The organism is Thermomicrobium sp., assembly GCF_053493975.1.
This window is the reverse complement of the sequence record NZ_JBRBZA010000054.1, coordinates 1-25,341: the sequence shown is the minus strand read 5'-3', so window position 1 is coordinate 25,341 and position 25,341 is coordinate 1. Positions and strand designations below refer to the sequence as shown.

Below are 25,341 nucleotides of genomic sequence, written 5' to 3'. Positions count from 1 at the left end.
GTCGGTGTGCGAACGACACGATGAGACGGAGTGCGCGTTCTGGACAAGCGGTCTTCCGTCTCTCCTGATCGCGCGGTCGGGAACAGCTGTGCACTCACCCGGTCAGGAGGACGACGCCGATCAGAGAAGCGCCCACACGCTCCAGCTGCTCTTTGGCTCGCTGGGCTGCGATACGCGAGGTTCGCCCGCTGCGCACGACCAGCAGGACACCGTCAGCGAGGCGAGACAAGACGAGCGCTTCGCCGCATTCGGGTAACGGTGCGGTGTGGAGGACGACCCGGTCGGCTCGCTCGCGCAGCTGAGCGAGGCGAGCGCGCGAGGGTGATCGCGCGAGGAGATCGGCGGGATTGGTGCCGGCTGGAAGAGTACCGGCGGGAACGAGGGCGAGATCGTCGATCGGACTGGGTTGTGATGGAATGGGTCGCTCCTCAGGGGAAAGGAGCGCTTCGGCCAGACCGATCGCGGGGGAACTGGGCAAGAGGGTGTGGAGCGATGGCCGACGGAGATCGGCATCGACCAGGAGCGTGCGCTCACCGGCAACCGCGAGCGCAGCAGCGAGGTTGGCGGCGACGGATGCGGCATCGCGTGAGTCGTGGCCGATGCCGCAGACCAGGATAGTCCGACACGATGAGCCAGATGCCTCGCGACCGAGCAAACTCGCACGGAGCGTCCGGTAGGACTCGGCAGCTGCCGACAACGGTTCCTCGAGCACGACGAGCTTGGGCATCGTCTCCTCCACACGTCTCGATCGTCGATCGCGTGCCAGTCGAATCTCGCTGAGAACCGGTAAGCCGAGGGCGCGCGTCGTTTCGCGCGTTGTCCGAAGGACATCCTCGAAGTATTCGATCCCGAAGGTGACCAGGACGCCGAAGGCGAGACCGAGCACGAGCCCGGCAACGGTGTTGAGGCGCGTGCGTGGCCCGACTGGGACACTGGGTGGGGAGGCGGTGTCCAGCTTGAGAACCGCGACGGTTCCTTGGATGCGTTGGCCGAGCGGATCGCGGAACCGCTCGAGGATCCGCTGGTTCTCGGCCATCGTCTGGGCCACGAAGGCATCGGCGAGGGCATTGGCGACGCGTGCCGCGCGAGTCGGGTCGGTGTCGGTCACCACGAGTTGGATGACGTTGCTGTCCTGATTGCGACCGAGTTGGAGCGAGGCGAGAACCTGACCAGGATCATCGGAGAGCCCAGCTCGGGCCAGGGCGCTGGCGACGAAGTCACCGTTGCGGATCAGATCCTGGAAGGATGCTAACCGGTTCTTGGCGTAGAGATCGAGCCAGTAGTCGGGTGGCTGAGCGACCGCCATGAGACGGACACTGACCTGGTACGTCGGTGGCATGGAGCTGCTGTAGAAGAAAGCCACGGCGGCGGCCATGAGGCCAGCCAGGAGAACGACCCACCAACGACGCAAGACGATAGCAAGATACTCCTCAGGACGCACGACCTCTCCTCTCGGGAGGGGCAGGAACGACCGTCACGACTGGGAGGTTGAGCGCGCGTCGAACGTCTTCGGGGTCGTGGAGTGCGTCGGAAAGGGAATCAGCCAGGAAGGCGAGAAAGACGCCGATGACGAAAGCGACGACGAGTTGGATCGCCCAGAGAAGACGTGTCCGCGTGGTGTCGGGTACCGCGCTCTGCGGGTCGTCGATCACCTGGACGATGACCTGGCGGGCCGGGTCAGTGAAGCCGAAGTACTGTGTGCCGCGCTCGCGCAAAGCGGCGACCACAGCCTGGGCGATAGCGATGGCGCGCTGAGCATCGGGTGCGGAGACGGACAGGAGGAGGGCTCGATTCCGGCGCGTCACCGAGAGGCTGCCTTGGACTTCCCCCGGTGTGATGGGAGTACCCAAAGCGGCGGTGGCACGCTGGGCGACATCGCTCGCGAAGACGTTTCCGCGGACGACCTCGGTGAAATCATCGACCGTATACTCGTTCGTCAGATAGAGATAATACTCGTCGTAGCGGTACTGATCGGCAGGCCTCTCCTGCGGCAGGCGCGTGACGATGACGGCTGCGCTCGCCGTATAGCGTGGCTGATAGCGAATGGCTTGCACGATGATGGCTAGGAGCGCGACGGCTGGCACGAGGAGGACGAGCCAGCGCTGACGCCAGAGGATCGCCAGATAGGCCTTCAGTTCCACCGGGCGAGGGCCTCCTTCCGCTCGGCGGGGTGGAGCTGCCGAACCAGTCGCTCCTGGACGAAGGCAGTGAACTCGGCAGCGAAGCGCTCGGGGCGGAAGCGCTCGGCATGCGCGCGGATCGTCGAGGGATCGAAGGTGAGTTGGGCGAAGCGATGGAAGGCAGCGATGAGCGAATCGACCGTCTGTTCGGGGAAAAGGACACCGGTCACGCCATCGACGACTGTTTCCGCGGCACCGCCGCGGGCCAATGCGATGGCTGGGCGGCCGGCGGCTTGTACCTCGACCTGAGCGATGCCGAAGTCGTCCTCGGCGGGAAACACGGCCGCACGGCAGCGGGCGAGGAGAGCGAACTTCTCCTCGTCGGGGACAGTGCCGAGGAATTCGATCGTCGGGCCTGCCAGTCGTTCCAGCGCTGGGCGATCGCGCCCGTCCCCGATGATCTTGAGCGGGAGACGCAGCCGGTTACAGGCCTCGATGACGAGGTCGAGCCGTTTGTAGGGGACGAGGCGCGAGACGACGAGGAAATAGTCGCCGACCTCGTCGGGCGGGAGCGGCTGCACGCGGTCGATGGGGACGGGTGGGTAGATGACAGTCGCCTCGCGTCCCCAGAAGCGCCGGACGCGTTCGGCGACGGCACGCGAGTTGACGGCGATCGCGTCGAGCCGTTGGGCAGTGGCGCGATCCCAATGGCGCAACCAAGCCATGAGGGGCGGCAGGAGCCGGCGAAGCCAGTCGGGGAGCGCCTCGCGGGCAGCGTACTGTTCGAAGTTCCAGGCGAAGCGCATCGGGCTGTGGCAATAGCAGAGGTGGACGGTGCCGGGTCGAACGCGGACCCCCTTGGCGAAGGCGCTCGAGGAACTGATGACGAGGTCGTAGCTTTCCAGACGGAGTCCCGAAAAAGCGAACGGGTAGAGCAGCAGATAGAGTTGGTGGCGCCGGTGACTCGCGGGAAGCCGCTGGAGCCAGGTAGTACGGATGTTCCACGTCCGATAGGAAGCGGGCAGGCGGTCGGGCGCATAGAGGGATGTATAGATCGGTGCGTCGGGATAGAGGTCATGGAGCGCTTCCAGGACGCGCTCGGCTCCCCCGTACTGGTTCAAATAGTCGTGGACGATGGCGACGCGCACGATGCGCTCCCCTCGCTTCCCCGCCCATGATAGCGCAGCAGAGCAGTTGGCGAGGGGGTGAAAGGAGAGTCAAGCCGGAGTGGGCGAGCCAGCGATCCACTGTCCGGCGCGAATGACGGCAGTGCCGAGGCGCTTCCGCCAGAGCGTGTCAGCCGGTAGGAGGCTGCTCGCGCGCCGGTAAGCATCGGCTTCCGCTTCGAGCTCTCGCCGACGGTCTCTCGCGAGCTCTTCTTCGATCCACGGTATCATCGGAGACTCCTGACCGCTCGGTGGAAGCCGAGCGCAGAGCGGAACTGACTGCATTCTCCGAACGAGTGTACCACATCGAGCGATCGGTTCCTGATGCCTCGACGCCCGATCGTTGACCAGAGGGTGCGCAGGGCGATCCTCGGGCACTGCTTTGACGGGTAACTGGTTGCGTGAGAGCCCGAGCGCACCTCAGGGCGCGGGAGGGTGTGTGCGCTGCAGAGGGGACGCGAGGCGACCGGGTGAGCCTTCGCGCGGTGGGATCAGTACGCGCCGCGGCCGGTGAGGACGACGGGGACGGTTCGCAAGATGACCTTGAGGTCGAGCCAAGGTGACCAGTTTTCGACGTAGTAGAGGTCGAGCCGGACCATTTCGTCGAAGGTGAGGTCGCTGCGCCCATTTACTTGCCAGAGGCCGGTGAGGCCAGGGGTGACGAGAAGGCGCTGCAGGTGCCAGTCCTGGTACTCGGCGACCTCTTCCGGGACCGGGGGGCGTGGTCCGACGACGCTCATCTCTCCCTTGAGAACGTTGAAGAACTGCGGGAGTTCGTCGAGACTGGTGCGGCGCAGGAAACGTCCGACACGCGTGACCCGCGGATCTTGGCGGAGCTTGAACAGTAGCGCACTACGCCCGGTCGCGCGTCGGAGCGATTCTTGAAGCCGCTCGGCGCCGTCGTACATCGAGCGGAACTTGTAGAGCGTGAACGGCTTGCCGCCTTTCCCGATCCGGGTCTGACGGAAGAGGACCGGGCCGGGAGAATCGAGTTTGATCGCGAGGGCGATGAGCAGCATGAGCGGGGCTGCCAGGACGAGGACCGTGGAAGCGATGAGGATATCCATCGTGCGCTTGACCACCCAATTCCATCCCTGGAGCTGGCTCTCCTTGATGCCGATCAACGGGAGTCCTGCTACCTCGCTGATCTGGACGCGATCGAGTGCGAGTTCGAAGAGGTCCGGTACCAGGGAAAAGGCGACATCGAGTTCACGACACTGCTCGACGATCTCGAGGACACGATCGTGATGGGCGGGAGGCAGCGCGACGATCACCTCGTCGACATCGGTCCGGCGAATCAGGTCGACGACCTCGTCGAGGGTACCGAGGTACAGCGGCTGCACGACTCCCCGCTCGGTGCCGAGTGCCAGCGGCTCGAGCGGTGGCTCGAGATCGACGTAGCCGAGAACGCGATAGCCGAGACGCGGATGATTGTAGAGATACTGCATGATGCGGCGGGCTGCTGGGCCGCTACCGATGACGATCACCCGGTCGACGCCACGATCGTGTGCCCAGAGCCAGGCGCGGATCCAACGGCCGATCAGTCGTTGGGTCACGAGCAGGACGATGGCCAAGAGCCAGGCGTAGATGAAGATCAGCCGCGAAGGGGAAAAGCGCGACAAGAAACTGTACAGGATGACGATCGCCATGCCGGTCGTGACACTACTAGCGATGATCGAGGCCTCGTCGAGAAAGCTCGTCCAGCGTGGGAGGCGGTACAGTCCACGGAGCGCGAGGATCAGCAGCGTGATGGTGACGAAGAGCGCCGTGCGACCGACAAAGGCGCTGAATGGCTGGACGAACGGGGTGGGAACCTCGCCACCGAATTCCCAGTGGTACCGGATCAGATAAGCGAGCCAGAAAGCGGTGGCCAGTAATGTTCCATCGAGGAGCGCTCGGGCGAGGCGTGGTACCCAGATGCGCCGGAAGGAGCGCCGGCGCCGCGGAGCGATCACAGAGATGGTGCGTACCGCCAATCCCGACTCCCCTTTGCCGTGCGTTGCCGCCGCGTCGTCGCGCATCGTGCCCCCCAGGCAACGCGTCGTGCTGCCGGTAGTATAACGAAGGACGCACGGTGCGGACGGACACCGATAGTGTCGAGAACTCTCGCAGCGTGGTGGCTCGAGCGACACGGCGGGGAGCGCCGAAGGACTAGGCGAGGAGCGTTCCGCTGGACGCTCACCTAGGGCGGGAGGGGAGCAGAGCGGGAGGACTGCTCCAGCCGTGGCACGAATCGCGCGCGAGCGGGTTTCTCGGGTAGGCCAATCGCGGTGCTAGGATTGACGCGACCGAGCCAGGGCACGTGGCTGGACGAGGAGCGGAGGAGATGGAACGACTCTGGGCGCCGTGGCGACTGCGCTATGTGGAGGGAGAGATACGCCATCGGGGTTGCATCTTCTGCGAGAAGCCGGCGCTCGGTGACGATGTCGGAGAACTGATCCTGCTGCGCGGGCGGCGTGCGTACCTGATCATGAACCTCTTTCCCTACAACACGGGACACGCCATGGCGGTACCCTTTGACCATGTTGCCGACCTGGCCGAACTCGATCCGGCGACCATCGCTGAGCTTTTCGAATTGGTGGCGTGGCTCACGGCGGCGCAGCGCCGGGCCTTGCGGTGCGATGGCTTCAACATCGGCCTCAACCTCGGTGCGGTCGCGGGGGCGGGGATCAGCGATCACGTGCATGTGCACGTGGTGCCGCGTTGGCAGGGGGATGCCAACTTCATGCCCATTCTTTCGAACACGATGGTGATTCCTGAGCTCATTCCCGTGACCTACGCCAAGTTGCGGGCGGAGTTAGAGCTTTCGGCGTTCGGTCGTGCGGACGATCTAGTGGTTCCGCAAGCGGGCGCCGTGGTGTGGTTACCCGAGGAAAGGAAGCTCGCGATCCGGCGCGCTCGCGATGGCACGTTGGTACTCCCCAAAGGGCACGTCGAGCCGGGTGAGGCAGCCTACCGTGCTGCCTTGCGCGAGGTGGCCGAGGAGATGGGTTTGAGCGCCGAAGTGATCGGCTGGGGAGGTACGCTCGAGTTCGAGGCGGGCGGCAAACGCCGGCGTGTCGTTTATCTGCTCGTCCAGGCGAAGCCTGGGCCAGCATTCGAGCAACATCTGGGTCGGGATACCGTGCTCATGGAGGTGGAGGAGGCACTGGCAGCGCTCAGCCACGAGGAAGCACGCGAGCTCGTCGCGACGACGATGCGCCGCATCGGGGTTCCGGTCGGAACGAGCCGATGATGCCGTTCGGCATGCGTCGCCTCGTCCTGGTGGCGATCGTGATGGTGACCGCGGTGCCGTTCGGCTCGGCAGCGGCTCCGCCGAGTGCATGCTTGGCGGTGGGTGATTCGCTCGCCGCCGGCGTGGGAAGCACGTTGCCGCGAGAACGGAGTGCGGCGGCGCTGCTCTGCGAGTGGGCGAGCGCGTACTGGGGGGAGAAGGGCGAGCTCTTGAGCCTGGCGGTGCCGGGCGAAAGCACCGAATCGTTTCTGCGCGGCGGGCAAGTGGAGCGACTGCGCCAAACGATGGCTCGCCTGCGAGGAGAGGGGCGAGCGATTCGCTTCGTGCTGATCAGTCTGGGTGGGAACGATCTTCTCCAACTCCGAGCCGCTGATGAGATCGAACGGGAGGAACAACTTGCGGCCTTCGAGGCGAACTATGCCGAGGCGATGCGGGCGGTCCGCAGCGCGGTCGGAGATGTTCCGCTCTTGGCTCTCACGCTCTACGACCCGACCGAAGGGGATTCCAGCGCACCACGGAGCGACAGCTGGTGGATCGCGCAGTTCGATCGGGCGATCCGTGCTGGTGCGGAGCCAGTCGGGGCGCTGGTGGTCGATTTGGACAGGGAGTTCCGGGGCCGGACGAACGAGTGGACCTGGTGGCCGGTCGATATCCATCCGACCAACGAGGGATATGCGGCGATCGCCCGGGCAGCGTGGCGAGCGCTCGCCTGGGATCGCCAGGCGCCACAGGTGGTGATCGAGCGGCCGGAGGCGGGAAGCCGTGTGGAGAGGCGCTTCGTGACCGTGCGGGCACGAATCCGCGATCTCGGCGGGATCGAGCGCGTCGGGTTGTGGGTGGACGGCCGAGAGATCGGTACCCTCGATCCATTGCCGGGAACCGACGAATGGATCACACTGTGGGAAACGCCGTGGCCGAGACCAGGGCCACCGCTCCGACTGGAAATCCGAGCCGTCGATCGAGCAGGCAACGAGGGCCAGGCGGCAGTGGAACTCGTGCGACCATGAGCGGGGCGACGACGAAACGAGCGGGAAACGACTCGCTCGGTCCCGACCTGGAAGGGCGATTGGGAGCGTTCACGCTTTCCGATCTTCTCCAGATGATCGGGTATACGCACAAGACAGGAACGCTGACACTCATCCAGGGTTGGAACACGCGCACGATCACCTTCGAGCGGGGACGCATCACCTATGTGGCGGCGGGGTCGCGCTTGCCCACGTTGATCGAGCTCCTCGTCCGGGCGGGGCGACTGAGTGGTCGGGAACTGGAGCAGTTGCAGATAGAGTATTCGGACGAGGAGAGTTGCCTCACACACCTGCTCGAGCGCGGGCGGATCGTCCCGGAGGATATCGAACGATGTCGCGAGCAGCAGCTCGAAGTTGCGGTCTATACCCTGTTTTTGTGGCGGAACTGTCGGTTCACTTTCCGCGCCGGAGAATGCCTCTACGAGGACGGCATTCCCGTGAGCGTGGACAGCTTGCAACTGGTCCTGGAGGGAACGCGTCGAGTCGACGAGTGGATCCAGTTCAGCCCGGTCATCCCCTCGGTCTCGGTGATTTTTCGGCGTCGCAAGGTGGAGCGGCCGATACCGCCGGAACTCGACACGATTTACCAGCAGGTGGATGGGCAACGGGACGTGGCGACGATCGCCCGCGAGGTGGGTTGGACGCAGTTCGAGACAGCACGGGCGCTTTACCGTTTGTACTGCCTAGGTCTGGTCGAGGCGGTGCCGCCGAACCGGGTGAAGATCATCGAACTGTTCACGCTGGCTGTGGAATCGATCTATCTGAAGCTCGTCCTTTTCGATTATCCGCGCGTGGCGCTCGAGTTCGAGCAGCAACTCAACCGCTTCGCTCAGCAGCATGGGCTGCGGGTACGGATGGCCAGTGGACGCGTGATCAAGACCGACCGCGAGACTCCGCTGAGTTCCACTGAACTGATCGATCTCTACAAGCTGTTCATCGCGATCCAGAACAACAAGTTCCATAAGTTGTTCGACCCGGTCGTTGCGAATGGGCTCATGGAGGGACTTTACCGCCACGCCGATCCTGAGTTGCAGCAGATGTTGCGCATGTACGAGTTCTACGAGATCGAGGGGCTGTTTCCGCGACGAACGACGAAAGCCTCCTCGTCCTCATTGGGGTGAGGCAGCAGGGCCAGCCGGGACCGCGGTGTGCGGTCGATCGCCGCTCACTGGTCGAGTGGCCTCGCGGGATTCAGGTCGCGCGGCCGGGATAACGGGCCAATGCTTCGCCGAGCAGTTCGGCGGCGCGCTCGAGTACGGGCTCTGGCTGAACGAGTGCGAGGCGAACAGCGTTCCGACCTGCTCCCGGTGTCGCGAAGAAACCGCTGAGTGGTGCGAGCATGACCGTCTCGCTACGATGCGTGAAATCGGTCAGGAGCCAGGCGGCAAAGCGCGCTGCATCGTCGACTGGAAGTTCGGCGACGAGATACAGTGCGCCGTCTGGTGGCACGACGTGGACACCAGGGAGCCGAGCCAGCGCGGCCAGCGCTGCATCGCGGCGGCGTCGGTAGGTGGTGACGACCTCGGCAACGTAGGTGGCCGGGGCCTCGAGGGCAGCCGCAGCGGCGAGTTGAGCAGGGAGAGGGAGAGACAAACGGAGTTCGGCGAGCGAGACCGCGGCCGCGATGACATCCGGATTCCGACTGATGAGCGCGCCGATGCGCAGACCACAGGCGTTGAAGCGCTTGGAAACACTGTCGATGACGATGACGTGCTGCTCCAGTCCTGGTATTTCCAAGGCGCTCGGAGCGCGTGAGCCGCGGAAGACCAGCTCGCGATACGTCTCGTCGCTGAAGAAAAACAGCCCATGCTCGCGAGCCAATTCAGCGATGGCCGTGAACTGGTCTCGCTCGTACACTGTACCGGTCGGGTTGGCAGGGCTACAAAGCAGGATTCCTCGGGTGCGTGGTCCCAGTCGTTCCCGGATCGCCTGCGGAGTGACCGGCTCGTATCGCTCGGGGGACGGGATCGGTACCAGTTCGACACCAGCAGCAGCGAGGATCCCGTAGTAGGGCGCGTAGAACGGTTCCGGCACCAGGATACGGTCACCGGGGTCGGTGGTGGCCAGAACCGCGAGCGACAATGCCTCGCTCGCACCACCAGTAGCGACTACCTGCTCGGGTGAGATAGCGAGGCCGATGCGCTCGTAGTACCGCGCCCAGGCGTCCAACAGTTGGGGAATACCACGCGACGCCGTGTAGACCAGCGGTTGCGTCGCAGCCGCAGCCAGCGCCGCAGCGACTCCCGGTGGAGGAGGTAGATCGGGCTGACCGATATTGAGGTGGATGACATGGATTCCGCGCGCTTTGGCGGCTTCGGCGAGCGGAGCCAGACCGCGGATCGGCGACGGCGGAATCGAGCGAACACGCGACGAAATCTCCGGTGCGACGGTACCTCGGGTCATCGTGCCTCCCCCCCACCAAACGACGCGAACGGCCTCTGAGTGTAGCACTGCACTCGGTCGAGTGGCAGGCCGAGGGAGTGCGCTGCTGCTGTTCCTCGATGCCCGCTCTGGCTGGGATCGCTCTGGGCGATCGACGCAGCGCTACCGGATCCGCGAGGCAGGGACCGGCGAGCAGGTGGACGCCATGCTACGCTTACCGCAGGGTCGCGGAGGTCAGCATGGCAGTCGACCAGACGAGAGTGAACGCGCCGAGTGGGCGACCCGACTTCCGTCAGCCTGGCGCGATTCTGCTGCTTTCCTGTTACGAACTCGGTCACCAGCCCCTGAGCCTCGCGCTCCCGCTGGCTGCGCTGCGTGCAGCGGGATATCAGCCTGTCGCCGTGGATACCGCGGTCCAGCAGCTGGACGACGAGACGATCGCGCGAGCGCGTGCGATCGCGATCTCTGTGCCGATGCATACGGCCTTGCGCTTGGGGGTCGCCCTCGGCCAGCGAATCCGCGCGATCGCTCCGACGGTGCATCTCTGCTATTACGGTCTCTATGCCTGGCTCAATCGCGATTATCTCTTGCGACACATCGCTGATAGCGTGATCGGTGGTGAGATCGAGCTGCCGCTCCTCGGACTGGTCCAAGCCCTAGAACGCGGGAGAAGCATCGACGTGCCGGGTGTGGTCACGCGCGAGCGACCGGCGGGGCCGGCTCTGGTACGGTTCGAGTACCCGGTGCCCGCCCGCGATGCACTGCCAGGGCTGCGGCACTACGCGCATCTCGTGGCCGGAGAACGGGTGGTGCCCGCCGGATACACCGAGACGACACGCGGCTGTCACCATACGTGCGCGCACTGTCCGGTGGTCCCGATCTATCGGGGCCGCTTCTTCGCGATTCCCCGACAGGTGGTGCTGGCGGACATCCGTCAGCAGGTCGCGAACGGCGCACGGCACATCACGTTCGGGGATCCGGACTTCCTCAATGGGCCGACGCACAGTTTGCGCATTTGTCGAGCACTGCACGAGGAGTTCCCCGATGTCACGTTCGACTTCACCACGCGGATCGAGCACATCGTCCGGCATCGAGACCTGATGGCCGAGTTCAGGCGACTCGGTTGTCTCTTCGTCGTGTCGGCGGTGGAGCTTTTGAGCGAGCCCGCCTTGCGGGCGATCAGGAAGGGGCACACGCGAGCGGACGTGATCGAGGCCTTGCGGATCTGCGATGCAGCCGGTATTGCGCTCCGTCCGTCGCTGCTTCCGTTCACCCCGTGGACGACTCTCGACGACTACCTCGACCTCCTTCAGTTCATCGAGGACGAAGAGTTGATCGAGCATGTCGATCCGGTCCATCTCTCGATCCGGCTCTTGATTCCTCCCGGCTCGACCTTGCTCGAGCAGCCTGACGTGCTCCCGTATCTGGGCCCGCTGGACGAAGCGAACTTCACCTATACTTGGCGTCATCCGGACCAGCGGATGGATGCGCTCCAGCGACGCGTCGCTGCAGTCGTGGAACAGGCGACGCGGGAAGGCTGGGATCCGTACGAGACCTTCGCGGTCGTTCGGGCCGCAGCCTATGAGGCCGCCGGTCGGAAAGCCCCGAGTACGCCGCCGAAGCGGCGGACCAAGCGATCGGAGCCACCGAGGCTCACCGAGTCGTGGTTCTGTTGAGCGGAGCCGCTCGAGGACCCGTCGGGTCCTGTCGCGAGCCAGGAGAGAACGGTAGGCCGGTTCCAGTTAGGTCGGTGATCGCGCACATGGAAGGCATCGACGGCGTCGCCGAGCTGCCTCGGAGCGTTTTGCCGGGGCATGTGTCGCGGTGCCGCGCGACTGGGGATCGGGTGCCGCGAACTCTCGCCATGACCTGCCCACCGTGCTGGATGTCAGCGCAGTTGGGAGCTCGCCGGCGATTGCACCCTTTCCCGACGGGCGAGTGGGAGGAGCAGCAACCACGCCACCAGCGTCGTGGCCGCGAGGGCGAGGAACAGCGGAGTACCGATCAGGAGGCCAGGAACGAGGCCACCGAGGATGCCCCCGACCGAACCGACACCGTTGACGATACCAACGGTCACAGCTGCATCGCGGCCGCCAACTTCGGCCGCGGCGACCCCGACGACGAGCGACTCGGCAGCGTAGAGGGTGGCGCCGAGTGCGAGCAGGTCGATCGCGACGAGCCACCAGTGGCCGGTGCTGGCGGCGAGCGGGAAAAGGCTGAGGGTGACAGCGCATCCGAACAGCGCGAGGGACGCCGGGAGCAGACGGCGGGCCGCAAAGAAGCGGTCGGACAGCGTCCCGGCAACGACCGGTCCGATCAGCCCGGCGAGGCCCAGGAGTCCAGCGAGAGCGGTGGCGGCAGTGGGCGTGAGCTGGGGAAGGGCATCGCGCACAAGGACCGGTGTCCAAAAGACGGTGGCGTAAATGACTGGCTTGAGAAGAAAATCCGCGAGACTGAGTATCCACACGGTCGAATGCCGAACGACTCGGCGGCGCGGACTCGCAGTCGCCGAGTCGTGCCGGTGATCCGGCGGGGTTGGACGCAGTTGCCGAGCCGCGAGCCACCATCCGTAGAGAGCGGCGACAGCGACGGCGAGCAGGGCGCTCGCGGCTGGTGCGGCTCGCCAGTGACCGATGAGCGAATAGGCGATCCAGCCCAAGCAGACTGGTGCGGCGAGCGCTCCGAAAGCGTAGCTGGTGCTGAGGAGGCCGAAGACCGTGCCCCGGCGCTCGACCGGGGTCGAGCGGGCGACGTCGCTGCACACCGCCACCCAGCCGGTCGATTGCGCCGCTCCTTGCAGCACGATGACAGCGAGGAGAAACCATGGCTCGGGCGCGAGCGCGAGTGCACTGGCGGCCAATCCGGCACTGAACAGGCCGAGCACGACGAGGCGACGCGGACCGATCCGCTCGGCGAGCGTTCCGGAGACGAACTGGCCGGCTGCGTAGACCGTCAGGAACGAGGCATCGGCCATACCGAGGAAGCTCCGGGTGAGCGAGAGCGAAGGATCGGCGAGGAGGCCGAGCTTGCTCGCAGCGAAGGCGAGACGGGGAAAGTAGAACGTCGCGTAGGCCAGCCAGTTGGCGACGAGGACATGTCCTGGCGAGACGGCACGCGTCGGAAGCTCGCGCATCGGAGTAGACTGCTCGGGCCTGGAAGGCTGCATCACGACCCTGCACTCCTGTTGGACGCTACTCGATCGAGGATGTTCGGGCAAGCGTGCTCTCCGGTGTGTCAGGAGGATGGGCAGGGAATCGTACCGAGCCGCGATGTCATTCGACCGGGCGGAACGGTACTGCGAGGTCGCTCGCATCTGGCGCGCAACGATTCGACACCGCGAGGTCGAACCAGCGAGCGAAGGCGTGACGGCGAAGGGGGGTACCACATCGGACAGCGGAGTAGACTAGTTCTCGCGAGTCGCCAACGAGAGGTCGAGGGAAATGGCGAAAGAACGGGAAGAACGCGACGAGTGGGAAGAGCGGATACCGGAACGCTCGCTCGTCGTGCGCGAACCCTGGGCATCCTACATCGTGCAGGGGCGGAAGACGTGGGAGATCCGGCGCTACCCGACGCGGGTGCGTGGGCGCATCGGGATCGTGAGCCCGCGCGGGTTGATCGGTGCAGTGCGCTTGACGCGGGTGCTGGGACCGTTCACGGTCGAGGAACTCCTGGAGGAAATCGAGCGACATCTGGCGCCGGAAGCGTTCCTGCGGGAATATGCCCAGGAACGCCCACTCTGGGCCTGGGAACTGGAAGAAGCAGAAGAGTTCGCCGAGCCGTACGAGGTGGAGCGGGCGGGCGGTCCGCGGATCTGGGTGGTCCGGCGGCAAGTGCGTCGTCGAGATCACTGAGGAGACGAGCCCTGGATCACGCCGCCATACCCGACGATCAGGAGGCGGTCGGGTTGAAGGGCGCTGACGACTTCCGGCCGGTGGGTGGCGATGACCGCGGTGATCGCGAGGCGGCGGAGAAGTGTTCCGACCTTGCGCGCGACGCGTCCGGCGAGCGCTGGATCGAGGTGAGCGGCGAACTCGTCGAGCAACACCAGATTGGGACTCTCGGCGAGCAAGAGAGCGAGTCGAGCCCGCTCTCGTTGACCGGTCGAGAGTTCGTTGGGACGTGCGCGCCAGAGCACGGCGTCGCTGAGACCGACCGCATTGAGGAGTTCCATGGCGGCGACTGCATCGCCGGTTGCGGCGACGATCCGCTGCAACAGTGGTTCGCGTCCCCATGTCGGCTCGACTTCGCCGGGCAGAAGTGCGGCAGCGTTCGTGTTGGCGGGGAGTTCGATGCGTCCGCCGTCCGGGGTCAAGCGCGGACTGCGTTTCCCGCTGGCGGCGCCCCACAGCAGACGGAGCAGTGTGGTCTTGCCAGCGCCGGAGGCGCCTATCAAGACGATCAATTCACCAGGCTCGATGGTCAAGTCGAGCCGGCGCAGGACGACGGTCTCGATGACGCGACGCTCGACACCGAAAGCACGGAGAACGTTCTGGAGTTCCGGTGCGAGGTGCCGGAGATCGAGCGTCCGCCGATACACCTTGCGCACGCGATGGAACCGGATCGGGGCAGCGAGTGGTTCGGCAGTGCGGAGTGCTGGTCGATAGAGTTGCCCACGGTGTTGGCGAGCGACTGGATCGCTGGCGATGAACTGTTCGATCCGTGTCTGTGCATCGGGGGTGAGTCCGAAAAAGAGAACGGGGCGACCCGACGCAGTGTCCCAGAGATATCGAAAACCGGCTCGCTCGAAGAAGGGATTGTAGCGGGCCATCATGGCCACTGTCTCGACGAGCACCTTGGGGCGGCGCATCTCCGGGATGCGCCGTTCGCTGATCCAACGGAGCGCTGTCGACACGAGAGTATGCCCGAGCCCTTCACCGCGATAATCTGGATGGATCACCACACGGGCGATCCGTGCCGCTTGGGTATCGCATTCCGCGAGTGCCTGCTCTTCGGCGAGTGCCCAAAGTTCATCAGGATCTCGGTAGGGCTCGTGCTCCCGCAGAAGGCGAACGTGTCGTTCTGGCCAGTAAGTCGGCTCCAACCAATCGGCCGGGAAGACGAGGCGTCGGATATGCCGGACGAGCGTTCCGTCGGGCAGGCGCCGGTGCATGATCGGTAACGGTGGATCGATGCGTACGTAGCCGACGACTGCTGGCTCATAGGGTTGGCGATCGAGGAGTTCGGCGACGAGAAAACGGCTTGCCCGTGTGGAACCGAGGATTTCGCTGAAGCGCATCGGTCGGTGACAGGCGGGGCAGAGCGGGCGGGTATTGGCATCGAGTGTCGTCCCGTCTTCCGGACAGGTCCAGCGGGCGACTTTCTCATGCTCGCTCGCATAGTGCGATTGCTCCAGTTCCACGATAGCGAGAAAATCGGATTCCCGTGCTGCCTCGCGCAAGAGGAGACGGTAGGTGGCGAGCGGTGCACCAGTGAGCGGCGAGCGACGCTCGTATCTCGTCTCCTCTTGCCAGAGTGGCCAGACCGGAAGGAGGCCATGCTCGACTGGACGCCAGAGTTGGAAGTCCTGGAAGTCGGGAGGATCGGCGGCGTCGCTGGTGAGGGTGAGGAGCACGCGCTCGTCAGGCTGGAACCATTGGGCGACGCTGCCCGTCATGGGGAGGACGAGGTCGTGAGTGCCGTCGCTGACCGCGAGGCGTCCGAACCAGCGATAGCGCCAGCGTTCGACGATCGGTGCGACGACGCCAACCTCAGTAGGGATCAAGAGCGAGCCTCCGCGTTCTCTCGGGTCGACTCCTCGCCTGGCTAGTATGCGGCACACCTGAGGCGTTGTCGTGCGGGAGCGCAAACCTGTGCTGGTGACCCGGGTGGCTCGGGCGCTCGCATTGGGAGACAGCCAGACGATCGGTCGATCGCTCCTACTGCAGAACCGGCTGCAGTAGCTTGCCTGGCTGACCGTTCACCGAAAACGGTCTCGTGGCGTGTGGACCGGGTCTTGCAGCCTGCTGTCGAGTACGCCGGCGGCGCGATCAGGGCCGAGCTAGGATCACGTCGAGGACGGCGGACTGACCCTCGCGGACCCGAGCGGCAGCCCGGCGCAGGGCGGGCAGGATTTGGTCAGGTTCCTCGACGCGTTCGCCGTAGGCATCGACGGCGCGAGCCAGGAGGTCGAAGCGTGGGGTCGGGATGAGGTCGATGCCGACGAACTGGCCTGTCCGGACGGAGTAGCCCTCCGGATAGGCAGCAGTGAGCGGAAGCTTGGTCGCGTTGTAGCAGGCGTTGTTCAGGACGACGAGCAGGACGGGTGCCTGCGCCCGTTGGGCGATCCACAGGCTAGCTTCGGGAACGCCGAAGAGGAAGGAGCCGTCCCCGATGAGGCCGACGACCAATCGCTCGGGAGCAGCGAGCTTGGCGCCGATGGCTGCGCCGATTCCCCAGCCGAGGCCGGATCCGCCACTCTGGAACCAACTGCCGAACGAGGTCGTCCGAATCTGACAGAACAGCGGAACTTGACTGGTGATCGCCTCATCGATGAAGAGCGTGTCCGGATTTTCTCGCCGGAACTCTTCCAAGCAGTAGCCGAGCCACTGGAGTGCGATCGGGCGAGTGGAGGCGTGCGTGACAGCCTGCTGGCGCCACGCCGTGCGGCGTGCCTCGGCGAGTGCCGCCAGCCGGTCGCGGCGTTCTGCGATGCGACGGCGATCGGACTCGGTGAGCAGATCGCGGGCAGCTGCGGCGAGCAGCGGGAGCGCTGCTCCGGTATCGGCCCGGATGGGGAGATCGACGGGGAAGCTCCACAGCGGGATACGCTCCTTCACCGGATCGAGGTCGATCTGGATGATGGTCGCCTGCTCGGAGAGCGATGTGCGTGTGGGAATGTATGGAACGTCATGATCCAGAACGAGAACGACATCGGCCTCGCTCAAGCCGTGCTCGAGCCCGTAGTTGTAACCGAGATGCAGGGGATGGTCGGCAGGGAAGTTGGCGCGCGTCCGCCATTCCACCACCGGCAGTGCCAGGAGTTCCGCCAGCTCGATCAGCCCGTCCCAGCCGGCACGGGTCCGTCCGCTGGCGGCGACGAGTACCAGCGGGCGCTCCGCCCGGACGAGCAGTTCGGCTGCCCGGCGCAACAGATCAGGGTCGCCGGCACCGAGCCGTGCCGGTGGGAAACGGCGTGGATCAGGGATCAGCACGTGGTCGACGCGTTCCATGAGCACTTCGCGGGGTAGCGTCAGGTAGACGGGTCCTGGTGGGTCACTCTCGGCGATCTGATAGGCTCGAGCGATGACTTCCCCGATCTGGTCGGGTCGCCGGAGTTCATAGTCCCACTTGACGTAGTTGCGAACGATGCTGTGTTGGTCGAGCTGTTCTTGCAGCCAGTGGACGTAGGTGTCGCGGGTTCCGCGCACAGCGGGGTCGGTGGTGTACGGAGCACGCCCAGCGCTCAGGAAGACAGCTGCTCGGCCACGTTGGGCATTGTGCACCATGGCACCGAGATTCTGGGTGCCGACATCGACATGGACGAGGACCGCCTGCGGACGACCGGACACCGCGTCGTACCCATGAGCGGCAGCGAGGGCTGGGAGTTCGAACGGGCAGAGAACGATCTCGACGGTCGGCTGCCCGAGGGCTCGGCGCTTGGCGACTGCTTCTTGGATGGGAAAGGTGTCCGTACCGGGATTCAAGAAGAGGTACGAGACACCATGCGCGAGGAGCGCTTCGACATAAGCTTCGGCGATCTCGACTTCCCGCAGCTCGCGAGGCCCGGCGGAGGGGGTGACTCGGACTTCTTCTGCCATGCGCTTCCTCCCGAATGGTTTCGCTCTCGTTGCGAGGCGATTGTACGTTGCCGAGTCGCCGTCTCGGGATCGGCGTTCCGTATGCAGGAACGATCCGGTCGTCTGTCTTTTTCAGCCGGACTCGCAGCCGATGCCGTCGCCGTCGGCGTCCAGTCGATGAGGGTCAGGTGGAAGGACGCGGAAGCGACGCTGCGGGATGTCCCGGCAATCGAGGTCGGGTGGCGGTGGGGGAAGACAGAGATCGGGATAGCTGGGGTCACAGCCGGAGCGCGAGCTCGGGGCTGGCAGCGAAGTGGGGGCCTGGCTCGGCGCCGTGCAGGCCTCCCAGAGACCACGTCGCTCGCGCTGGGCCTGACGCTGGGCCGCCTCGAGACGGTCGGCATAGCGGACATCAGGGGCATACCGGCGGGCAACGGCTGCACCGCGCCGGACGAGTTCCTCGTTCACGAGCAGCCAGCGTCCGCCCTGCTCGACCCAAACGTAGCGAAGGAGTCGTCCGTAGCGGTCGGTCTCGCTCACGTCGCGCTCGAGGATGACGATGGTTCCAGGTGAGGTGAGCAGCCGAAGCATGGCAGTCGCTTCCTCGAAGTAGCATTCGGCTGGCTGTCCAGCTGCATTGCCACGTTCTGGGGCATCGATCCCGATGAGCCGGACGACCGCTTCACCGCGTGCGGTCCGCACGGTGAGGGTGTCACCGTCGATCACGGTGACGACCTGCGCGGTCTCGCCGGCGATCGCTGGCGTGACCGTCGCGGGGACTCGAGCAGCTCGGGCGGGGGTCGCAGTGGCCGTCGCCGCAAGGCGAGGCGGAGCAACTGGCGTGAGCACGCCGGTCGGTTGGTCGTGAGGTGCGATCGGAGGAGTCGAGGGCTCGGCGCGACAGGCGACGAGCAGGAGAGTCAACAGGACGATCCAGCGAGGCATCGTCATTCCCAACGGACGATCAACTGGTCGAGCGGGCGGCGGGGACGCCGCTGCGGGTCGGCTGCCGCATACCCGAGTGTGACGAGCGCCTGCGGCTCGAGCACCGGCGGAAGGTCGAGGATCTCCCGGACGACGGCGGGACAGAAGAGCGGTGCGCACATCCAGCCGGTATCGAGGCCGAGTCGGTAGGCCATGAGGAGAAGATTCTGGATTGCGGCCCCGAGGCTCTGGATCGCCATGATCCGCTCGGCTGCTTGGCGCTCCGGATCCGGATACCGGTCGAGGTCGCTGGGATCGAGACAGACCAGGATGAGGACTGGTGCCTCGCAGAGTCGCCGCTGGGAGCCGGCGAGCCGGCGGACGATCGTTTCCTCGTCCTGGCCGTCCATCGCCAAGTGGTGTCGCCAGGCAGTCGCCATAGCGTCGGCGAGCTGGCGTTTGCGTTCGGGCTGGGTAAGTACCACGAAGCGCCACGGTTGCGTGCCGTGGGGCGAGGGGGCCCAGGTAGCAGCTTCCAAGACAGCGGTGACGAGTTCCGGCGCGACGGGATCGGTCCGCAGGCGGCGGACCGAGCGGCGACCGCGAATGAGCTCAGGAAGATCGAGTGGCCGCGAGCCAGGAACCCGAGTGGGGTCAGGCAGCGGGACGAGGGGTGGCGGGACAGCGTGGTGACTCATGGCTCCTCAGGACACGGGAGAGGCTGGGCGCGGCTTTGTGACGGGGAAGGGAGCGGGAAGCCAGGAAAGTGCCGTGATCGCTCCCCAGAGGAGGACGAAGCCGATGAACTGGACGAGATCGATCGTCGCACCCAAGGTGAGCCAGTTGACGACGATCGCCAAGGCTGGGAAGGCCAGTTCCGCGAGCGTCGCGTAGGAGGCACGGGTCTGACGGAGTCCCGCGTAGTAGATCAACATCGCGAGGAGGCCGGGAACGAGCGCCATGAGGAAGAGGCGCGGTGCGTAGAGGGCAAGCCCGACGGTCAACGTGCGGGAAAAGGTGCCCTCGAGGGCGGCGAGCCCAGCGAGAAACGGGAGCGCGAGAAGGAAGCGAGCTGCTGCCAGTGTGGGGAAGTCGAGCGTGCCGAGCACATAGCGCCCCAGAACGGTACCGCTTCCCCAGAGTGCGGCCGCGCCGAGGGCCAGGACGGCAGCGAGGACGCGTTCTCGGGGAAGGAGCCAGAGTGGTTCCAGCGCGGAGCGACCGAAGGACACGAGATAGGCTCCGATCAGTGCCGTGACGAAGCAGGGCCAGTAGAGGCGCGGGAGACGTTCGCGGAGCAGGAGCGCTGCCAGGAGGACGGCGATGAGCGGTTGAACCTTCTGCAACAGGATGACGGTCGTGGGGTTCCCCACGCGGAAGGCGGCAGTGAAGAGCACGGTCGCCAGTCCAGAGGCTCCCCAGGCGATGGCGAGGACGGCGAGCCAACCACGGGGCGTGAGCTGGGCGAGCGCGCGGCGCTGCCAGACGAGAACCGGGAGGGCGTACAGGGCGAGGAAGAGATGCTCGGCGAGCACGATCGAGGTGGCAGGCAAGAGATCGCTCAATGGCTTGCGCAGCGGTGCATCGACTGCCCAGAGCGAGGCGCCGAGCGCCACGACGAAAATACCCCATCGCGTGACATTCTGCTCTCGGGTAGTCACCGTTCCCCCTCTCGGATACGGTGGACGAGCGCGAGATCCTCGGGCGTGTCGAGATCCAGGACGAGCGCCCTGCTCCACAGCTCACGAATCGTACATCGTGCGCTGGCAGCCGCGCGACGATGTCGCCAGCGACTGAACGGGCCGAAGGCTGGCGCGATGACGTCGGGTGGCGCGAGCGCCAGAAGATTGGTGCCGGTGCCGTGGCGATCGGGAGCGAGCACGACACCTGGTGACTCGAGCAGGGTGAGCGCGTGCCGGATAGCGTGAGGATCGAGCAACGGCAGATCGCCCAGGACGATCAGGAGAGCGGGTAGATGCAGCCGACAGGCTTCGGCTTGAGCGAGGCGCACGGCCTCGTTCAGGCCACGAGCGGCGTCGCGCAGGGTGCGGACTCCCCACCGAGAGGCGAGGTGAGCCAGCGATGGATCGGGCGTCAGGAGACCGATCGCTGAGACGGTGGAAACGGAACGGAGAACCCGGATGGTCCGTTCGGCCAATTCGCGGACGAGCGCTTGGCGCGCCGCTGGTGCCAGTGCGGGAGCGAGACGCGATTTGGCCTGTTCCAGGCGCTGGACAGGAACGACGGCGAGGACCTGCATCAATGGCGGCCCTTTCGCAGCTGACGAGCAAAGGCGAGCGTTTCGCGGGCGAGCCGTGCTCGGTCGGCCTCATCGTACATGACGGCATCGGTAACGAGTGGGCGGATGCCGAGTCGCTCGATAGCTGGAGCTGAGGCGGCATCGGCGGCATCGATGACCAGACCGTCGAGGAAATCCTGGTAGAGACGTGCGACACCGACCGGCGAGACCTCGAGACCCAGCGAGGCGAGCATCCGATCAGCCGGTCCTTTGAGCGCTCGTCCGGCGATGATGGGGCTGACGGCAACGATCGGAGCAGGGTGATCGACGAGCCGAGCCCGGAGACCGGGCAAGGCGAGGATCGGGCCGATGCTGACGATCGGATTGGAGGGAGCCAGGACGATCGCGGAGGAATCGGCCAGTGCTCGTTCGACCTCCGGGGTCGGGCGTGCCTGCTCGATGCCAGCGAAGCGGACAGCGAGAACCGTGTCTCGCTGGCGACGTCGGACGAAATAGTCCTGAAACGGGAGAGGACCGTCGGGAGTCTCGACGATCGTCCGGACAGGCTGATCAGACATCGGCAGAATGCGAGCAGTGACACCGAGCGCAGCGGCGAGTTCGGCAGCGACCTCCGTCAGTCGGGCACCCTGTCGCAGCCGTTCGGTCCGCAGGATGTGCGTCGCGAGGTCACGGTCCCCGAGCCAGAACCAGGTCGGTCGGCCGTATCGCCCGAGCATGGCCAGCGTGTTCGCCGTGTCGCCGAGTATCCCCCAACCGGTCACTGGGTTGGCGATGCCGGCGAGCGTGTAGAGAACAGTGTCGAGGTCGGGGCAGATGGTCAAACCGTAGAGCTCGAAATCGTCAGCGGTGTTGACGATGACGGTCAGGCGGCTGCCGAGATCGAGTTGGGCGAAACCGTGCGCGAGCTTGGCGCCACCGACGCCACCGGCGAGGACGACGACGGAAGCGGCAGGATTGCTGGGACCGGTTTCCACGTGGACGCTCCTCTCCCGCTCGTGGTTGCCCGCTCGCCCCGGGTGTCGCGGGCGCAGGCTCGCCCTGCGATGCTACCGGCTGGGTGGGCGCAGAGGCAACGCTCCCTCCTCAGGTGGCGCTCTTCCCTGATGGTGCTGAGTGGGGCTCGCACCGGTGCGCCACGGCGGACGCCGCGGCCCATCGACTCGAGGACGGTGCAGAAGCCCGAATAGGGTGGTGCTCGTGGGCGCGAGACCAGGACACGATGACGCTGAGCGCAGGTCACTATAAGGACGTTTCGGATCCAGCAGGCAGGATACTGCGCCCGGCTCGGCGAGCCGGTGGCCGGTGAGTAGATGAGGACTGTCAGCCGGATCGGGAAGCAGTTCGCGCTCTCTGGAGAGAGCGAAGTGGTCGGCCGAGTGGGGCAGCCGTGACGCTCGCGGAGCCCGACTCAGGGAAGGGAGGACCGGACAGCCTCGAGGAGTGCTGCGGCCTGCTCGAGAGCCTGCTCAGCCTCCTCGCGCGTATAGGCTTCAGCTGGCACGAGTTCGCCGAGCGCGTCGGGGTAGCGCGTGGGAAGATAGAGTTTGTCCAAGGCCAGCGCGGTCGCACGCCAGGGATCGAGCGCTGCTCGCTGTTCGACGGGGAGTTCGATGATGAGTCGGTAGACCGAGTGACCCCACGGATCGAGATCGAGGGCATACCAGAGGCCCTTCAGCGCCTTCTCGGCTGCTTGCTGCGCGAAGAAGCAGGCTTGGGCGTACTTGGCCGCTGCGAGCAAGGCGCGGGCAGCCTCGAGGTCGTCCTCAGCTTGGCGCAGCCATCGGTGTGCCTCGCGCTGGCGTTTCTCGACGCTCATAGAGGAGACGAGCCTCTCGTAGGATCCCGCGCAGGAAAGGGAGTTCGGAACGCTCGGCGAACTCGGTTGGAGTATAGACGAGTACATCGACCGGTCGGGGAGCATCCGCGAGGAGTTCCAAAACGAGGCCGATCCGATCGAGGGGTCCAAGGTCAGTATTCCAGACGACGATCAGATCGATATCGGAGCGGCGACCAGCTTGTCCCTTCGCGAAGGAGCCGAAGAGGAGGATACGCTCGGGATCGATCGCCCGGACGAGCCGCTCGACCGCTGCAGTGAGCCAGGCTTCGATCGGGTCAGTCGCAACGTGTGTCTCGGCAGCCGACATCTCCGTATCCCTCGCCGCTCAGGATACCTTTGGAGCCCGAGGGCGTCGTTCACGATTCTGTCATATCGAGCGTGGGAACGGCTCGTATCATGGGCGCCGATGATCGCGAGGCTGGACGGGGAGTGTGGGGCATGGGAGAACAGCGCTTGCGGAAGCGTGTGCTCGTCATCTGCACGCACAATGCCGCGCGCTCGCAGATGGCGGAGGCCCTCCTGCGCTGGATGACCGGGGAGACGTTCGAGGTGTACTCGGCGGGAACCGAGCCGACGGCGGTGCATCCGCTGACGATCCGTGTCCTGGAAGAAATGGGAATCCCGACGGAGGGTCTCCGATCCAAGCCGATCGATCAGTTCCTCGGTCGATCGTTCGACTTCGTCATCACCGTCTGTGACCAGGCGAAAGAGCGCTGCCCGGTTTTCCCCGGAGGGGAGCAGATCCACTGGTCCTTTCCCGATCCCTCTGCTGTCCAAGGAAGCGAGGAGGAGCAGTTGGAGTTCTTCCGCCGCGTGCGGGACATGATCGCGCAACGGCTGCGTCTGTGGCTCAGCGTCACGCTCCGCGAACAGCGTCGCGGGCCGGTGCCGTTGTACTGATGCCCTGGGCGGGTGTGGCGATCGGCAGCTGGAGGGGCGCATACCAATAGGGCTGGCGCATCCGCAGCATGTCCTTGGCGCGGAGCGGGTTCGTGGGGTAGCGGCTGGCCGCGTTGCGCGTATCGAGGAGACCCCAGGTGAGGTCGGCCTGGTCCGGTTCGACGAGACGCTCGCTGGCCCGCGATTCGGGAACGGGGCCGAAGAGGCCTGACCAGCCGGTTCCCTCGGGTCGCGGGAGTGCGGCGTAGGCCACGACGGTCATGTTTTCGCACGCCCGCACGCGCGCGAGATGGAAGTGCGTCGGGTCGTCACTGGTCACGGCCGGTGGCGGGAGCGGGACACTGGTCGGGCCGAGCGCTTGCACCGGGGGGATGCCTGGTCCAGCGGGGACGGCGAGGAGATCGCAGCCAGCGAGTGCGAGGACACGCGCGATCTCGGGAAAACAGAGATCGCTGCCGATGAGCAGACCGAGCCGGCCAAGCGGCAGATCGATGACTGGTGGGGGCGTGTCGCCTGGCAGGAGGAACGACCGTTCCGGACCGATCACGTGCGCCTTTCGATAGGTGACGGTGAGACCGCTCGGTGTGACCAGGGCGGCACTGGAGGCGAAGCCGCCGGGCAGCGCTTCTAGGAAACCGACGACGAGAGCGGTTCGATGCCGGTGGGCGAGGCGACGGAGCGCGCGGAGGAGAGAGGCGGTCTCGCACACCGCGAAGGCAGCGGCCTCGCTCGCATCGTGTGGAACACCCGTCAGGGCGTATTCCGGGAAGACCGCAAGGCGGGTGCCGCGGGGCAACGCAGCCAAGGAGCGATCGAGGGTCGCGAGGTTGGCGGCCGGATCGCCGGGTTTCGGCAAGAACTGGGCAACAGCGATCACGCTGGTGCGGCCGGGAGGTAACGGCCGATGACCGTAGAGCCCGTGGAATTCGAGAGGATTCCAGAGGTAGGCGTTGAGCGTCAAGGTGTCGTAGAACTCGGGTCGGCGCGCCGTCAGTTTCTCGGGATCGAGACTACCAGGAAAGCGCTTGTGTCGCGCGCGATCCAGGTCGATCTCGCCGAGCAGATAGCCGTCGCCGCTGTCGAGTCGTGCCTGGATCGTGCCATCGGGCTCGATGATGGCCGATCCACCGGAGAACTGAACGCCGCGCTCGCAGCCGTAGCGATCGGCGGCGACGAGGTAGCAACCGTTCTCGAAGGCGCGAGCGATCCACGCGGCGCCAGGACCTTTCTCGAGGAGCCAGTTGGTCGGGAAACAGAGGACGTCGGCGTCCTGAAGGGCGAGGAGTCGTGCAGGCTCGAAGTAGTCGGCGTCCATGCAAATGAGGATCCCGAGACGGCCGAGTTCGGTCGAGAAGACGGGAAAACCGAGATCGCCATCTTTCGCCCACTTCGGTTCGCTGATGAAGCTGTGCGTCTTGCGGTAGACGCCGAGGACGCCGGAAGGTCCAATGAGTGCTGCTGCGTTGTAGAAGATACCGGTACGAGGATCGACCTCCGGGAGGCCGAGGACGATGAAGCACTTCTCTCGGCGGGCGAGGGCGGCGAAGCGTTCGGTCGTTGGGCCAGGGATCGGCTCGACGAAGGGGGCGATCTCGCGACGATCGTACCAACAGTAGCCTGTGGTGGCCATTTCCGGCGTCACGAGGAGACGCGCACCAGCGCGGGCAGCGGCGGTGCAGAGTGCCAGCAAGCGCTCCACGTTTTGCTCCTTGGCGCCCAGTTCCGGTTCGAACTGGATCGCTGCTGCCCGGTAGCG

23 protein-coding genes are annotated in these 25,341 nt (G+C 65.6%); 6 read left to right on the top strand and 17 right to left on the bottom strand.

What is annotated here, in order from left to right; translation table 11 throughout:
- Positions 1-94: 94 nt before the first annotated feature.
- The 5 genes from ACWIVK_RS09020 to ACWIVK_RS09000 all read right to left on the bottom strand — a co-directional run bounded on the left by ACWIVK_RS09020 (position 95) and on the right by ACWIVK_RS09000 (position 5,307).
- Complete coding sequence (locus ACWIVK_RS09020; RefSeq protein WP_448576318.1) at positions 95-1,441, bottom strand: polysaccharide biosynthesis tyrosine autokinase; 1,347 nt, start codon at positions 1,439-1,441, stop codon at positions 95-97.
- Entirely contained in the window at positions 1,431-2,141 is a 711-nt protein-coding gene (locus ACWIVK_RS09015; protein ID WP_448576317.1) for a YveK family protein, read from the bottom strand. Before ACWIVK_RS09015 ends, ACWIVK_RS09020 begins: the two co-directional genes overlap by 11 nt.
- On the bottom strand, positions 2,132-3,268 hold the full coding sequence (locus ACWIVK_RS09010; RefSeq protein ID WP_448576316.1) for a glycosyltransferase: 1,137 nt from the start codon (positions 3,266-3,268) through the stop codon (positions 2,132-2,134). Before ACWIVK_RS09010 ends, ACWIVK_RS09015 begins: the two co-directional genes overlap by 10 nt.
- A 69-nt stretch (positions 3,269-3,337) precedes the next feature.
- Complete coding sequence (locus tag ACWIVK_RS09005; RefSeq protein ID WP_448576315.1) at positions 3,338-3,517, bottom strand: hypothetical protein; 180 nt, start codon at positions 3,515-3,517, stop codon at positions 3,338-3,340.
- Positions 3,518-3,777: 260 nt separating this feature from the next.
- The gene (locus tag ACWIVK_RS09000) at positions 3,778-5,307 is read right to left on the bottom strand and encodes an undecaprenyl-phosphate glucose phosphotransferase (RefSeq protein WP_448576314.1); all 1,530 of its coding nucleotides are present in this window, start codon (positions 5,305-5,307) and stop codon (positions 3,778-3,780) included.
- A 305-nt stretch (positions 5,308-5,612) separates the two neighbouring features.
- On the opposite strand from ACWIVK_RS09000, the gene ACWIVK_RS08995 reads away from it, so the two are divergent.
- The 3 genes from ACWIVK_RS08995 to ACWIVK_RS08985 are packed head-to-tail and all read left to right on the top strand — an operon-like array spanning position 5,613 to position 8,667.
- Positions 5,613-6,521: an NUDIX domain-containing protein gene (locus tag ACWIVK_RS08995; RefSeq protein WP_448576313.1), complete on the top strand. Its 909-nt coding sequence runs from the start codon at positions 5,613-5,615 to the stop codon at positions 6,519-6,521.
- A complete protein-coding gene (locus ACWIVK_RS08990) occupies positions 6,521-7,528 on the top strand; it encodes a GDSL-type esterase/lipase family protein (protein WP_448576312.1) in 1,008 nt (335 codons plus the stop codon). Before ACWIVK_RS08995 ends, ACWIVK_RS08990 begins: the two co-directional genes overlap by 1 nt.
- Positions 7,525-8,667 carry a DUF4388 domain-containing protein gene (locus tag ACWIVK_RS08985; protein WP_448576311.1) on the top strand — a complete coding sequence of 381 codons (1,143 nt, stop codon included), beginning with the start codon at positions 7,525-7,527 and terminating at the stop codon, positions 8,665-8,667. The genes ACWIVK_RS08990 and ACWIVK_RS08985 overlap by 4 nt, the downstream gene beginning before the upstream one ends.
- Positions 8,668-8,737: 70 nt before the next feature.
- Here the strand turns inward: ACWIVK_RS08985 and ACWIVK_RS08980 are convergent, their stop codons facing one another.
- Positions 8,738-9,949: a pyridoxal phosphate-dependent aminotransferase gene (locus ACWIVK_RS08980; RefSeq protein ID WP_448576310.1), complete on the bottom strand. Its 1,212-nt coding sequence runs from the start codon at positions 9,947-9,949 to the stop codon at positions 8,738-8,740.
- Positions 9,950-10,167: 218 nt separating this feature from the next.
- Here ACWIVK_RS08980 and ACWIVK_RS08975 point away from each other — a divergent pair, with 218 nt between their 5' ends.
- Positions 10,168-11,604 (top strand): CUAEP/CCAEP-tail radical SAM (seleno)protein, encoded by a 1,437-nt coding sequence (locus ACWIVK_RS08975; protein WP_448576309.1) that lies wholly within the window; start codon positions 10,168-10,170, stop codon positions 11,602-11,604.
- Positions 11,605-11,816: 212 nt separating this feature from the next.
- On the opposite strand, the gene ACWIVK_RS08970 is transcribed toward ACWIVK_RS08975, so the two are convergent.
- Entirely contained in the window at positions 11,817-13,061 is a 1,245-nt protein-coding gene (locus ACWIVK_RS08970; protein WP_448576308.1) for an MFS transporter, read from the bottom strand.
- A gap of 307 nt (positions 13,062-13,368) precedes the next feature.
- On the opposite strand from ACWIVK_RS08970, the gene ACWIVK_RS08965 reads away from it, so the two are divergent.
- A complete protein-coding gene (locus tag ACWIVK_RS08965; RefSeq protein ID WP_448576307.1) occupies positions 13,369-13,779 on the top strand; it encodes an ASCH domain-containing protein in 411 nt (136 codons plus the stop codon).
- Here the strand turns inward: ACWIVK_RS08965 and ACWIVK_RS08960 are convergent.
- The 9 genes from ACWIVK_RS08960 to ACWIVK_RS08920 all read right to left on the bottom strand — a co-directional run bounded on the left by ACWIVK_RS08960 (position 13,773) and on the right by ACWIVK_RS08920 (position 22,992).
- The gene (locus tag ACWIVK_RS08960) at positions 13,773-15,650 is read right to left on the bottom strand and encodes a GNAT family N-acetyltransferase (protein WP_448576306.1); all 1,878 of its coding nucleotides are present in this window, start codon (positions 15,648-15,650) and stop codon (positions 13,773-13,775) included. The two genes, ACWIVK_RS08965 and ACWIVK_RS08960, sit on opposite strands and share 7 nt — an antisense overlap.
- Before the next feature lie 265 nt (positions 15,651-15,915).
- Positions 15,916-17,685 carry a thiamine pyrophosphate-requiring protein gene (locus tag ACWIVK_RS08955; protein ID WP_448576305.1) on the bottom strand — a complete coding sequence of 590 codons (1,770 nt, stop codon included), beginning with the start codon at positions 17,683-17,685 and terminating at the stop codon, positions 15,916-15,918.
- A 111-nt stretch (positions 17,686-17,796) separates the two neighbouring features.
- A complete protein-coding gene (locus tag ACWIVK_RS08950) occupies positions 17,797-18,609 on the bottom strand; it encodes a thermonuclease family protein (protein WP_448576304.1) in 813 nt (270 codons plus the stop codon).
- 2 nt (positions 18,610-18,611) lie between these two features.
- Positions 18,612-19,286 carry a nitroreductase family protein gene (locus ACWIVK_RS08945; RefSeq protein WP_448576303.1) on the bottom strand — a complete coding sequence of 225 codons (675 nt, stop codon included), beginning with the start codon at positions 19,284-19,286 and terminating at the stop codon, positions 18,612-18,614.
- Between the two features lie 6 nt (positions 19,287-19,292).
- Positions 19,293-20,249, bottom strand: coding sequence for a DMT family transporter (locus ACWIVK_RS08940; RefSeq protein ID WP_448576302.1), 957 nt, complete (start codon positions 20,247-20,249; stop codon positions 19,293-19,295).
- Positions 20,246-20,848, bottom strand: coding sequence for a 2-phospho-L-lactate guanylyltransferase (gene cofC / locus ACWIVK_RS08935; protein ID WP_448576301.1), 603 nt, complete (start codon positions 20,846-20,848; stop codon positions 20,246-20,248). Before cofC ends, ACWIVK_RS08940 begins: the two co-directional genes overlap by 4 nt.
- A complete protein-coding gene (gene cofD / locus ACWIVK_RS08930; protein WP_448576300.1) occupies positions 20,848-21,822 on the bottom strand; it encodes a 2-phospho-L-lactate transferase in 975 nt (324 codons plus the stop codon). Before cofD ends, cofC begins: the two co-directional genes overlap by 1 nt.
- Before the next feature lie 434 nt (positions 21,823-22,256).
- Positions 22,257-22,664 carry a HEPN domain-containing protein gene (locus tag ACWIVK_RS08925; protein ID WP_448576299.1) on the bottom strand — a complete coding sequence of 136 codons (408 nt, stop codon included), beginning with the start codon at positions 22,662-22,664 and terminating at the stop codon, positions 22,257-22,259.
- A complete protein-coding gene (locus ACWIVK_RS08920) occupies positions 22,612-22,992 on the bottom strand; it encodes a nucleotidyltransferase domain-containing protein (RefSeq protein WP_448576298.1) in 381 nt (126 codons plus the stop codon). Before ACWIVK_RS08920 ends, ACWIVK_RS08925 begins: the two co-directional genes overlap by 53 nt.
- Positions 22,993-23,123: 131 nt before the next feature.
- Here ACWIVK_RS08920 and ACWIVK_RS08915 point away from each other — a divergent pair, with 131 nt between their 5' ends.
- Positions 23,124-23,585 (top strand): arsenate reductase ArsC, encoded by a 462-nt coding sequence (locus ACWIVK_RS08915; protein ID WP_448576297.1) that lies wholly within the window; start codon positions 23,124-23,126, stop codon positions 23,583-23,585.
- On the opposite strand, the gene ACWIVK_RS08910 is transcribed toward ACWIVK_RS08915, so the two are convergent.
- The coding region (locus tag ACWIVK_RS08910; RefSeq protein WP_448576296.1) for a nitrilase-related carbon-nitrogen hydrolase at positions 23,542-25,341 on the bottom strand (1,800 nt) is incomplete at its 5' end. The two genes, ACWIVK_RS08915 and ACWIVK_RS08910, sit on opposite strands and share 44 nt — an antisense overlap.

What these genes read in the sequence shown, in the direction of transcription:
- ACWIVK_RS09005 (WP_448576315.1), bottom strand. Translation starts at nt 3,517, where the DNA reads ATGATACCGTGGATCGAAGAAGAGCTCGCGAGAGACCGTCGGCGAGAG.
- ACWIVK_RS09000 (WP_448576314.1), bottom strand. Translation starts at nt 5,307, where the DNA reads ATGCGCGACGACGCGGCGGCAACGCACGGCAAAGGGGAGTCGGGATTG.
- ACWIVK_RS08995 (WP_448576313.1), top strand. Translation starts at nt 5,613, where the DNA reads ATGGAACGACTCTGGGCGCCGTGGCGACTGCGCTATGTGGAGGGAGAG.
- ACWIVK_RS08990 (WP_448576312.1), top strand. Translation starts at nt 6,521, where the DNA reads ATGCCGTTCGGCATGCGTCGCCTCGTCCTGGTGGCGATCGTGATGGTG.
- ACWIVK_RS08985 (WP_448576311.1), top strand. Translation starts at nt 7,525, where the DNA reads ATGAGCGGGGCGACGACGAAACGAGCGGGAAACGACTCGCTCGGTCCC.
- ACWIVK_RS08980 (WP_448576310.1), bottom strand. Translation starts at nt 9,949, where the DNA reads ATGACCCGAGGTACCGTCGCACCGGAGATTTCGTCGCGTGTTCGCTCG.
- ACWIVK_RS08975 (WP_448576309.1), top strand. Translation starts at nt 10,168, where the DNA reads ATGGCAGTCGACCAGACGAGAGTGAACGCGCCGAGTGGGCGACCCGAC.
- ACWIVK_RS08970 (WP_448576308.1), bottom strand. Translation starts at nt 13,061, where the DNA reads ATGCGCGAGCTTCCGACGCGTGCCGTCTCGCCAGGACATGTCCTCGTC.
- ACWIVK_RS08965 (WP_448576307.1), top strand. Translation starts at nt 13,369, where the DNA reads ATGGCGAAAGAACGGGAAGAACGCGACGAGTGGGAAGAGCGGATACCG.
- ACWIVK_RS08955 (WP_448576305.1), bottom strand. Translation starts at nt 17,685, where the DNA reads ATGGCAGAAGAAGTCCGAGTCACCCCCTCCGCCGGGCCTCGCGAGCTG.
- ACWIVK_RS08950 (WP_448576304.1), bottom strand. Translation starts at nt 18,609, where the DNA reads ATGCCTCGCTGGATCGTCCTGTTGACTCTCCTGCTCGTCGCCTGTCGC.
- ACWIVK_RS08945 (WP_448576303.1), bottom strand. Translation starts at nt 19,286, where the DNA reads ATGAGTCACCACGCTGTCCCGCCACCCCTCGTCCCGCTGCCTGACCCC.
- cofC (WP_448576301.1), bottom strand. Translation starts at nt 20,848, where the DNA reads ATGCAGGTCCTCGCCGTCGTTCCTGTCCAGCGCCTGGAACAGGCCAAA.
- ACWIVK_RS08925 (WP_448576299.1), bottom strand. Translation starts at nt 22,664, where the DNA reads ATGAGCGTCGAGAAACGCCAGCGCGAGGCACACCGATGGCTGCGCCAA.
- ACWIVK_RS08920 (WP_448576298.1), bottom strand. Translation starts at nt 22,992, where the DNA reads ATGTCGGCTGCCGAGACACACGTTGCGACTGACCCGATCGAAGCCTGG.
- ACWIVK_RS08915 (WP_448576297.1), top strand. Translation starts at nt 23,124, where the DNA reads ATGGGAGAACAGCGCTTGCGGAAGCGTGTGCTCGTCATCTGCACGCAC.